Origin of the sequence: Paracraurococcus ruber, from assembly GCF_004353985.1 — a bacterium.
Taxonomy (GTDB): Bacteria; Pseudomonadota; Alphaproteobacteria; order Acetobacterales; family Acetobacteraceae; genus Paracraurococcus; species Paracraurococcus ruber.
Genome location: NZ_SMOA01000216.1, coordinates 1 through 9,303 on the forward strand (window position 1 = coordinate 1; position 9,303 = coordinate 9,303).

Annotated in this window: 11 protein-coding genes; 4 read left to right on the forward strand and 7 right to left on the reverse strand. The window is 74.4% G+C overall.

All coding sequences use genetic code 11. The features are described from left to right. Positions 1 to 420: 420 nt before the first annotated feature. Positions 421 to 642 carry a hypothetical protein gene (locus E2C05_RS24555; RefSeq protein ID WP_133222278.1) on the forward strand — a complete coding sequence of 74 codons (222 nt, stop codon included), beginning with the start codon at positions 421 to 423 and terminating at the stop codon, positions 640 to 642. Between the two features lie 661 nt (positions 643 to 1,303). On the opposite strand, the gene E2C05_RS24560 is transcribed toward E2C05_RS24555, so the two are convergent. The 5 genes from E2C05_RS24560 to E2C05_RS24580 form a co-directional block, all read right to left on the reverse strand. Beyond that, complete coding sequence (locus E2C05_RS24560; protein WP_133222279.1) at positions 1,304 to 1,834, reverse strand: gamma carbonic anhydrase family protein; 531 nt, start codon at positions 1,832 to 1,834, stop codon at positions 1,304 to 1,306. Between the two features lie 217 nt (positions 1,835 to 2,051). Continuing rightward, positions 2,052 to 2,255, reverse strand: a complete 204-nt coding sequence (locus tag E2C05_RS24565) for a DUF2934 domain-containing protein (protein ID WP_133222280.1) — start codon at positions 2,253 to 2,255, stop codon at positions 2,052 to 2,054. Positions 2,256 to 2,307: 52 nt separating this feature from the next. Continuing rightward, entirely contained in the window at positions 2,308 to 3,030 is a 723-nt protein-coding gene (locus tag E2C05_RS24570; RefSeq protein ID WP_133222281.1) for an LrgB family protein, read from the reverse strand. Positions 3,031 to 3,044: 14 nt separating this feature from the next. Beyond that, positions 3,045 to 3,389, reverse strand: a complete 345-nt coding sequence (locus E2C05_RS24575; RefSeq protein WP_133222282.1) for a CidA/LrgA family protein — start codon at positions 3,387 to 3,389, stop codon at positions 3,045 to 3,047. 63 nt (positions 3,390 to 3,452) lie between these two features. Continuing rightward, a complete protein-coding gene (locus E2C05_RS24580; RefSeq protein ID WP_200305914.1) occupies positions 3,453 to 5,783 on the reverse strand; it encodes a xanthine dehydrogenase family protein molybdopterin-binding subunit in 2,331 nt (776 codons plus the stop codon). A gap of 207 nt (positions 5,784 to 5,990) precedes the next feature. Between E2C05_RS24580 and E2C05_RS24585 the strand changes: the two genes are divergently transcribed. Both E2C05_RS24585 and E2C05_RS33345 read left to right on the forward strand, forming a co-directional pair. Next, a complete protein-coding gene (locus E2C05_RS24585) occupies positions 5,991 to 6,743 on the forward strand; it encodes a 2-keto-4-pentenoate hydratase (RefSeq protein ID WP_133222283.1) in 753 nt (250 codons plus the stop codon). Further along, positions 6,736 to 7,929, forward strand: a complete 1,194-nt coding sequence (locus E2C05_RS33345) for an MFS transporter (protein ID WP_158292349.1) — start codon at positions 6,736 to 6,738, stop codon at positions 7,927 to 7,929. The genes E2C05_RS24585 and E2C05_RS33345 overlap by 8 nt, the downstream gene beginning before the upstream one ends. A 15-nt stretch (positions 7,930 to 7,944) precedes the next feature. Here E2C05_RS33345 and E2C05_RS24595 read toward each other — a convergent pair whose 3' ends face one another. Together E2C05_RS24595 and E2C05_RS24600 are read right to left on the reverse strand one after the other, a co-directional pair. Further along, positions 7,945 to 8,127 (reverse strand): hypothetical protein, encoded by a 183-nt coding sequence (locus tag E2C05_RS24595; protein ID WP_200305916.1) that lies wholly within the window; start codon positions 8,125 to 8,127, stop codon positions 7,945 to 7,947. 38 nt (positions 8,128 to 8,165) lie between these two features. Continuing rightward, positions 8,166 to 8,480: a hypothetical protein gene (locus tag E2C05_RS24600; protein WP_133222285.1), complete on the reverse strand. Its 315-nt coding sequence runs from the start codon at positions 8,478 to 8,480 to the stop codon at positions 8,166 to 8,168. Between the two features lie 128 nt (positions 8,481 to 8,608). On the opposite strand from E2C05_RS24600, the gene E2C05_RS24605 reads away from it, so the two are divergent. Beyond that, positions 8,609 to 9,244: a glutathione S-transferase C-terminal domain-containing protein gene (locus tag E2C05_RS24605; RefSeq protein ID WP_133222286.1), complete on the forward strand. Its 636-nt coding sequence runs from the start codon at positions 8,609 to 8,611 to the stop codon at positions 9,242 to 9,244. Positions 9,245 to 9,303 lie beyond the last annotated feature (59 nt).

Here is a 9,303-nt window from a genome sequence, read left to right on the forward strand (position 1 = left end):
GCGGCTCGGCGGGCCGGTCGGCGCCACAGGCCAGGGCGCGGACCGGCCCGCCCGACCTCCGATCCGTGGGACCCCGGGGCCGATGCGGGCAGTCCGGCTCGGAACCCGGCCCGCCGCCGGGCGCCCTTGCGCGTCGCCCGCGCCCCGCCGGATCGCGCGCCGCGGCCGGCAGCCGCGAATGTGACGTCCGCCGGCACCGCCCGCCCGGCCTGCGAGGCACTCCCCACGCAGTTGCGAATACGCTTTGCTTACTCCCTCGGGGCCATATTGGCTGCGCAAGGTTCCGCCTGATCGAGCGGGATGGCTGGCATGGGTCGCCCGGGGCGGATCACGCACCGCGGCGCGAATCCGCGCCACAACGAACAGGCTGGAGCATCCCGGGGCCATCCGGTCAGCGGGTCAGGTTCCGGGGAACGCCGCATGCCGAAGCGGGTGATCGAGGCAGTCAGCCTGGACGGTCTCACGCCGCCCCTCTACTTCCTGGGGTATCGGGACAAGGGCCTACGCGCCGAATGCGTCTGGACGCCCAACCGGGCGCGCGCCCGCTGGTTCGACGCGGATGAGGCGGCGGTGGAGGTCGAACTCATCGCCCCGATGGTCGAGCCGCAGCGGATCCTGACGGTCCAGCCGATCATGGCCTGACCGCAGTGGTTACCGGGAAGGATCGTTGCGGCTGTCCTGGCGCCCTCAGGCGCGGGGCGGCGTCCTCCGATGGCGTAGTGCCCTGGCTCGGCGCGACGCGATCCCTACCGAAGGCGCGCCTCGACGCCGACGGGGCCAAGTGGCAACGGGCGCCGTTCGGCACCGCGGCGGGCTTCCCCGGCCGCGGGCCATGCCGGCAGGATCCCTGGCACCACGCGCCGCGCCCCGGCCTGGGGCCGCCCCGCGGCGGCGATGTCGCGCCGCGCCGGCCTGCATCGCGGGGCCGCGTGGCACCGCCTTGCAGGGAAGGCGCCATGGCGGGGTTGCCTCCGCCTGCGACGGGGGAGCGGATCCCGCTCGGGTGGAATCGCCTGAGCCGGCAAAGATGCTCGTCGCTTCGAGCGACCAAAGCAGTTGCCGTCAGCCATGGCGAACGGCAACCGCTCTGGCCCTGATCCTGCCGGCCCTTCACGGTGACCGATCGACGGCACCTCTGTCGCCGGGCGGTGTGCGCCGCAAACCCCGGCGACCCGGCGTGGGCCGCGGCGCCCGTCCGGGCGCCCGGCCCGCACGGACCCTGCAGGCCGCTGGCCCAACGCCGCCCTGTCCCGCGCCAGCGGCGGCGGCGCGGCGTTCCGTCCCGGACGCCGGCCGCCCTCGCTCAGCCCACCACCCGCAGCCCCGCCTGGAAGCGCTGCCAATTCGCCACGTAATGCGTGGCCGAGGCGCGAAGCTGGTCGGCGACCGAGGGCGGCAATTCCCGCACCACCTTGGCCGGGCTGCCGACGATCAGCGAGTAGTCGGGGAATTCCCGCCCCTCGGTCACCAGCGCGTTGGCGCCGACGATGGAGAAGCGGCCGATCCGCGCCCGGTTCAGCACCGTCGCCCCCATGCCGATCAGGGTGCAATCGCCGACCGTGCAGCCATGCAGGATCGCATGGTGGCCGACCGTGACCTCCTCCCCCACCGTCAGGGGGCTGCCGGTGTCGGAATGCAGCAGCGCGGCTTCCTGGACATTGGTGCGGGCGCCGATCGCCATCGGCTCGTTGTCGGCGCGGATGACGGCGCCGAACCAGACGCCGACATCCTCGCCCAGCGTGATCCGGCCGATCACATGCGCATCCGGGGCCACCCAGTAGCGGCCGGGCGGGGGCAGCACGGGCACTAGGTCGTTCAGCGCGTAGACGGGCATGGGCGGTTCCTCCTCGGCCCTTCCTACACCAAGGGGCAGGCGGCGGAACCGCATCCGCGCGGACGCCGGGGCGGATCAGGCCGCCTGGCGCGGCCCGGCCTCCGCGGCGCTGCGGCCCGGATGCAGGCCTCCACGGGGCGGATCGCCGCATGGCCCGGGCCCACCCGATGACCGGGCATCCACGGCGCCGCCCGCGGCGGTCGCTGGCCCGGCGCCGTCAGGCCCGGCCGGCGCCGGTGACCGGGGTGGAGGATGGCGAGTCGCTGGCCGGGAAGCTGCCCGCCGATTCCTCGTCCACCGCCGCGTCCTGTCGGCAGGCTTCCTCCCAATGCGCCTCGGCGCGGTCCCCGGGCCGGCCCTCGGCCTCCCACAGGTGATAGGCCCGGATGCGGATGCGCTGCTCGCGGTCGGTGTCGGACATGGGCTTGGCCTCCTGCTCGCCGGCAAGACGCGCGGCGGCGCCTGTGGCTCCCTCAACCACCCGCCAGCAGGCGCCAGAGCAGGGGCAGCAGCAGCGCCGTCGCCAGGGCGTTCAGCCCCATGGCGAGGCCGCTGAAGGCGCCGGCGGTGGCATCGACCGACAGCGCGCGGGCCGTGCCGATGCCATGCGCCGCGGTGCCGATGGCCAGGCCGCGCGCCCGCCAGTCCCGGACGCGCACCAGGTCCAGCACCGCCGGGCCGAGCGCCGCGCCCACGACACCGGAGCAGATGACCACCGCCGCGGTGAGGGAGGGCAGGCCGCCGATCCGCTCGGCGATGCCCATTGCGACCGGGGTGGTGACGGAGCGCGGCGCGAGCGAGGCCGTGACCTCCGGCGCGGCGCCCATCGCCCAGGCCAGCGCCACGCCCGCCCCGGCGGCGAAGGCGCCGCCGCAGGTGACGGACAGGATGGCGGCCAGCGCCGAGCGCCGCACCGCCTGCCATTGCCGGTGCAGCGGCACGGCCAGCGCCACCGTGGCGGGGCCGAGCAGGAAATGGACGAATTGCGCGCCCTCGAAATAGGCGCGGTAGTCGACGCCCGAGAGCAGCAGGCCGCCGGCCAGCAGCGCCACGGCGAAGAGCACGGGGTTGGCCAGCGGATGCCGCCGGCACATCCGCTGCAGCCGCAACGCGCCGAGCCAGGCGAGCAGCGTCGCGGTCAGCGCCGCCAGCGGCGCCCGGGCCAGGTAGACCCAGATCTCCGACAATTCCTGCATCGGCCGCGGCGCCCTCAGCCCAGCCTGCGGAGCAAGGCCTGCGCCAGCCGGCCGGTGGCGGCGATGGCGAGCAGGGTGCCGGCCAGCACCGCCAGCGAGACCGGCGCCCAGTCCCGCGCCAGCAGCGGCAGGTAAAGCACCACGCCGACCCCGGCCGGCACGAAGAGCAGGCCGAGATTGCCGAGCAGCGCATCGGCGGTGGCGCCGAGCTCGCCCGGCACCGCCCGCCCGCGCGCCAGCAGCGCGGCGAAGAGCAGCACCATGCCCAGCACCGGGCCGGGGACCGGCAGGTGCAGGGCGCGCACCAGCACCTCGCCGAGAAGCTGGCAGGTCAGCAGGGCCGTCAGGGCAGCGATCATCCATCCGTCCTCCGCGGCGGGCCAGCCTCGGGAACGGCGCGGCGATGGCCCGGTTGGCACGCGCTACCCGTGCAGCGCCGCCCAGACGCGCGGCGGGGTCAGCGGCATCTGCAGCGTCGCCGCCGCCTGCGGCCGGCCGGCGCGGGCCAGCGCATCCGCCACGGCATTCACCACCGCCGGTGTGGCGCCGATGGTGCCCAGCTCCCCCACGCCCTTCACGCCCAGGGGGTTGGTCCGGCAGGGGATGCTGGTGTCCAGCACGGTGCGGTAGTCCGCCACCATGTCGGCGCGCGGCATGGCGTAGTCCATGAAGCTGGCCGAGAGCGGCTGGCCGGTCTCGGCATCGTAGATCACATGCTCGCACAGCGCCTGGCCCAGGCCCTGCAGCGCGCCGCCGACCACCTGCCCCTCCACGATCATCGGGTTCACCACCCGCCCCGCGTCGTTGGCCGAGACATAGGACAGCACCGCCACTTCCCCGGTGTCGGGGTCGATCTCCACCTCGCAGACATGGGTGCCGTTCGGCCAGGTGGGGCCGGAGACGCTGCTGGTGCTGTCGATGAAGATGCGCCCCTCCGGCTGCTTCGCCGCCAGGTCGAACAGCCCGATGCCGCGATCGGTGCCCGCCACCTGGATGCGGCCGTCGCGGTATTCCAGGTCCACCGCCGCCACCTCCAGCGCCTCGGCCGCCAGGTCCTTGGCGGTGTCCACGGTCTTGTCGGCGGCGACCTTCACCGCCGAGCCGGCCGTGAACAACGACCGCGAGCCGGCGCTGCCGAAGCCGCTGCCGCGGTCGCTGTCGCCGAAGACGACCTTCACCTGCTCGATCGGCACGCCGAAGACATCCACCGCCAGCTGGGCATAGCTGGTCGCGATGCCCTGGCCCATCGCCTGGGTGGTGGCATAGACCTCGATCTCGCCATCGCCCTTCACGGCGATGGTCACGCGTTCCTCGAAGACGTTGCCGCCGGTCCATTCGAGGAAGCTGGCGATGCCGCGGCCGCGCAGCCTGCCGCGCGCCTTGCTCTCGGCGGCGCGGGCGGCGAAGCCGTCCCAGTCCGCCAGCTTCAGCCCCTGGTCCAGCACCTGCTCGAAGGCGCCGGAATCATAGGTCTGGCCCATCGCATTCCTGTACGGCATCTGCGCGGGCGCGATCAGGTTGCGCCGGCGCAGCTCGGCGGGGTCCAGGCCCAGCTTGCGCGCCGCCTCGTCCATCAGCCGCTCGATCAGGTAGATCGCCTCCGGCCTTCCGGCGCCGCGATAGGGGCCGGTGGTCGCGGTGTTGGTCAGCAGCGCGGTGAAGGTGAAGTCCACCGTGGTGATGTCGTAGATGCTGGTGGAGACCCAGGGGCCGATCAGCAGCTGGATCGCCACGCTCGGGTTGCGCGGATAGGCGCCCATATCGGCCAGGGTGCGCACGCGATAGCCCAACACCTTGCCGTTGGCGTCGAGGGCCAGTTCCGCCCGGCTGTCGGTGTCGCGGCCATGCAGCGCGGCGAGGAAGTCGTCCAGCCGCGTCGCCGCCCATTTCACCGGCCGGCCGACCTGCTTCGCGGCGAAGGCGACCACGGCATCCTCCGGGTACAGCCCGGTCTTCATGCCGAAGCCGCCGCCGACATCGCCGACCAGCACCCGCACCTTGCCGGGGTCGATGCCCAGCACCTCCTTGGCGATGGAATCCCGTGCGCCGGAGGGCATCTGGCTGCTCATCCGCACGGTGATGCGGTCGGTCCCGGCATCGTACTCCGCCAGCACCACGCGCGGTTCCATGGAGACGGGGGCAAGGCGCTGGTTCACCAAGTCCAGCGAGACGACATGCGCGGCGGAATTGAAGGCCGCCTCGGTCGCCGCGGCGTCGCCGTAGCGCGTTTCCGCCACCACATTGCCGGTGGCCGCCGGCCAGACCAGCGGCGCGCCCGGCGCGGCGGCCGCCTTCAGCCCGATGACGGCCGGCAGGTCCTCGACCTCCAGCACCACCGCCTCGGCGCCGTCGCGCGCCGCCTGCGCGCTTTCGGCGATGACGGCGGCAACCGGCTCGCCGACGAAGCGCACATGGCCTTCCGCCAGCACCGGCCGCGGCGGGGCGGCGAGCGCGCTGCCATCCGGCCGCTTGAAGGGCAGCGTCACCTGCATCGCCTTGGCGCCGGCCTTCGCCAAATCCTCCGCCGTGATCACCGCCACCACGCCGGGGATGGCCAGCGCCGGCGCGGTGTCCAGCGAGAGGATGCGCGCATGGGCGTGCGGCGAGCGCAGAAAATACAGGTGCAGGTGCCCGGCCGGCGCGACATCGTCGGTGAACAGGCCCTGGCCGGCCAGCAGCGCCCGGTCCTCGATCCGCTTCACCGCCTGGCCGCTGCCGAAGCGGCCGAAGCCGCTGTCCATCCCGTCCGCCATGCCTGCTCTCCCCGGCTTCTCGGCACCTAGCGTAGCAGGCCGCCGGTGGCGCGGTCACGGGAGGGGGGCGCCGCCACCCTCCCGGTTGGCGGCAGTGCCGCCAACCCCCCGCCGGGGACCGGGCCGGCCCCCGGACCCCCCGTCCGGGGCTTCTCCGCGACGCCGGCCGCCGCCATGCTGCCGGCACACGGGAGAGACGCCAGCACCATGACCGACACCACCCCCCGCGCCGCGGAGATGCTGCTGGCGGTGCGCCGCGGCGCCCCCAGGCTCGCCGGCCTCGGCGATGCCGCGCCGCGCAACATGACCGAAGCCTTCGCGGTGCAGCGCGCCGTGCTGTCCAGCCTCGGCGCCCGCATCGGCGGCTGGAAATGCTCGGCGCCGCCGGGCCAGGACCCCTCCGGCGCCATGCTGGACGCCGCCGGGCTGCGCGCCTCGCCCGCCACCTGGACCGTGCCGGCGGACGGGCGCATCGGCATCGAGACCGAGATCGCCTTCCGCCTCGGCCGCCCCCTGCCGGCCCGCGCCATGCCCTATACGCGGGAGGAGGTGCTGGAGGCGGTGGACACCGCCTTCCCGGTCATCGAGATGGTGGTCAGCCGCTACCAGGACCCGTCCAAGGTCTCGCCGATGGAGGCGATGGCCGACTGCATCGCCCATGCCGGGCTGATCCTGGGCGCCGATGTCCCGGGCTGGCGCGGCATGGACTTGCCGGGGCTGGTCGTGAAGCAGAGCTATGGCGCGGAGGTGCAGGTGGAGAAGCGCGGCGGCAATCCCTCCGGCGATCCGGTGGTGCCGCTGCTCTGGCTGGCCAATGCCCTGCCGCATCACGGGCTGGCGCTGGAGGCCGGGCAGGTGATGACGACGGGAAGCTGCACCGGGCTGATCTGGGTGGCGCCCGGCCAGCGCGTCACCGGCGGCTTCGGCGGCTTCGGCGAGGTGACCGTGGACCTTGTCTGACGCGCCTTCGCGCGGGCCTGACGAGTCCCCGCGGGGCCGCGTCGCCCTGGCGCTGGCGGCGGTGACGGTGCTGAACCTGCCGCTCGGCACCGTCTATGCCTTCAGCGTCTTCCTCCGGCCGATGGAGGCGACGCTCGGCGTCACCCGGGCGGAACTGTCCTTCGTCTTCGGGCTCGCCATCGCCTGCTTCACGCTGGGGATGAACCTGGGGCCGCTGCTGCCGCGCCTGGCAGCGGTGCCGGCACTGCTGGCGGGCAGCACGGCGATGGCGGCGCTGGGCATGGCGCTGGCCGCCACGGCGCCCGGCCTGGCGCAACTCGCCCTCGGCTACGGGCTGCTGTTCGGGCTGGGCGGCGGCATCGGCTATGTGGTGCTGGTGCAGGGGATGAACCTGGTGCTGACCGGCCGGCGCGGGCTGGCCAATGGCTACCTGGTCAGCCTCTATCCCGCCGGGGCGATGATCGGCGCGCCGCTCTTCGGCTGGGCGCTGGCGGCCTGGGGGCTGCGCCCCACCCTCTGGACGCTGGCGGGCGTGCTGGCGGCGGCGGGGGCGCTGGCCACGCTGCTGGCGGCGCTGGCGGGGATGCGGCTGGTGGCGGCCTCCGGCCCGGCGGCGGCGCCCGTGGCCCGGCCGGGGATCTTCCCGCGGCTGTTCCTGATCTTCTTCCTCGCCGCCGCGGCGGGGCTGACGGTGCTGGGCCAGGCCGCCGGCATGGTGGAGGCCTATGGCGGCAGCAAGGCGCTGGCGCTGGGCGCCACCACCGCCGTCACCGGCTTCATCGCCGCCGCCCGCCTCGGCGGCGGCTGGCTGGCGGACCGGTTCGGGCCGGCCCGGGTGATGGCGACGGCGCATGCGCTGGCCCTGGCCGGGGATGCGCTGCTGCTGGCGGTCCCGGGCCCCCACACGGCGGTGGCGACGCTCGGCATGATCGGCCTCGGCTACGGCCTGGTCAGCGGCAGCACGGCGGCGTCCATCGGGGTCTACTGGGGCGCCGAGCATTACGGCCGCATCGCCGCCCGGCTCTATGTGGCGTGGTGCGCCGCGGCCATCACCCTGCCGGTGGTGGCGGGGCGGCTGTTCGACCTAACCGGCGGCTATGCCGGCGCGGTGCTGCTGGCCGGGATCGGCAACCTGCTGGGCGTCGCGGTCGCGGCCAGCCTGCCGCGGCGCGCGGCGGCGGCCTGACCGGGGCCGGCGAGGTCAGGGCGCCCCGCCGGACGCCTCGCCGAGCATCTCGTTCAGCACCTGCATGGCGCCGTCGATGCGCCGCAGCGTGTCGCGGAGGTCTGCCTCCCGGCGCAGCAGGGCCTCCAGGGCCCGCATCCCCTCGGCCCGCTCGCGGCGCAATTCCTCGAGCCGGGCCTGCAAGACGGTCCGATCCACCGCTTCCCCCCCCAACCCTGGCCCTGCGCCGCCCGCCATCAGGGCAGCGCGCCGGCCAATTCCATCACCTCCCGCGTCCGGGTCACCCGGTCGGCCCAGACGCGGTCGAATTCCGCGACCTGTCCCCGCATGGCGGCGGAGCCGAACACCGCCTGCGCCCGCGCCACATCGGCGAATTCGTAGAAGGCATAGTGCACCGACGGGTCCTGCGTGCTCCAGCAGCGCCAGGCGCGGCGCGCCTCGAAGGCGGCGGCGGCCTGCGGCAGGTGCTCGGCGGCATACCAGCGGTCGAAGCGCGGGCGGTCGGCGGCCTCCGCCACCACGGCGCGCACCATCAGCCAGGCGGGTGCCATCGCATCTGTCCTTCGGCCGTGTCTCCCGCCGGCAGCCTCCGCCCGCCGGCGCGCCGGCGCAAGCCCGCCCGGCCGCTTGACCCGCCCGTTGCCGCGCGGGAGCGTGCCGCAGCCGCGGAGGGACCGCCATGCTCCAGCTCATCAGCGCCACGCCCAGCCCCTATGCCCGCAAGGTGCGCATCGCGCTGGCGGAGAAGGGCATCCCCTTCGAGCTGATCACCGAGGTGCCCTGGAACAGCACGACGCAGACGCCGAGGCACAACCCGCTGGAGAAGCTGCCGGTGCTGATCCTGGAGGATGGCAGCAGCGTGTACGAAAGCCGCTACATCCTGGAGGTGATCGAGGCGATGTGGCCCGACCCGCCGCTGCTGCCGGCCGGGACCTGGGAGAGGCTGGCGGCGCGGAAGGTGGAGGTCATCGCCGACGGCGTCTGCGACGCCTGCGTGCTGCTGTTCTGGGAACGCCACCGCGCGCCGGAGCACCAGAGCCAGGAATGGATCGCCCGCCAGCGCCGCAAGGTGGATGGCGGGCTGCGCGCCCTGGCGGAGATCGCCGGCACGCGCGACTGGGTGGTGGGCGACCGCTTCGGCCTGGCCGATCTCTGCACCGGGACGCTGCTGCGCTACCTCGATGTCCGCTTCCCCGAGCATCCCTGGCGCAGCCAGTACCCGAACCTGGTCGCGCTGTCGGCGCGGCTGGAGCAGCGGCCGAGCTTCGCCGGCAGCGTGCCGGTGCCGCAGGTGATCAGCGACAAGGTGGTGTGACGGCGCGGGCCGCGGCGGCGGCGCGCGAGGCGGCGACCCTGCGTGCCGGCCCGGGACGC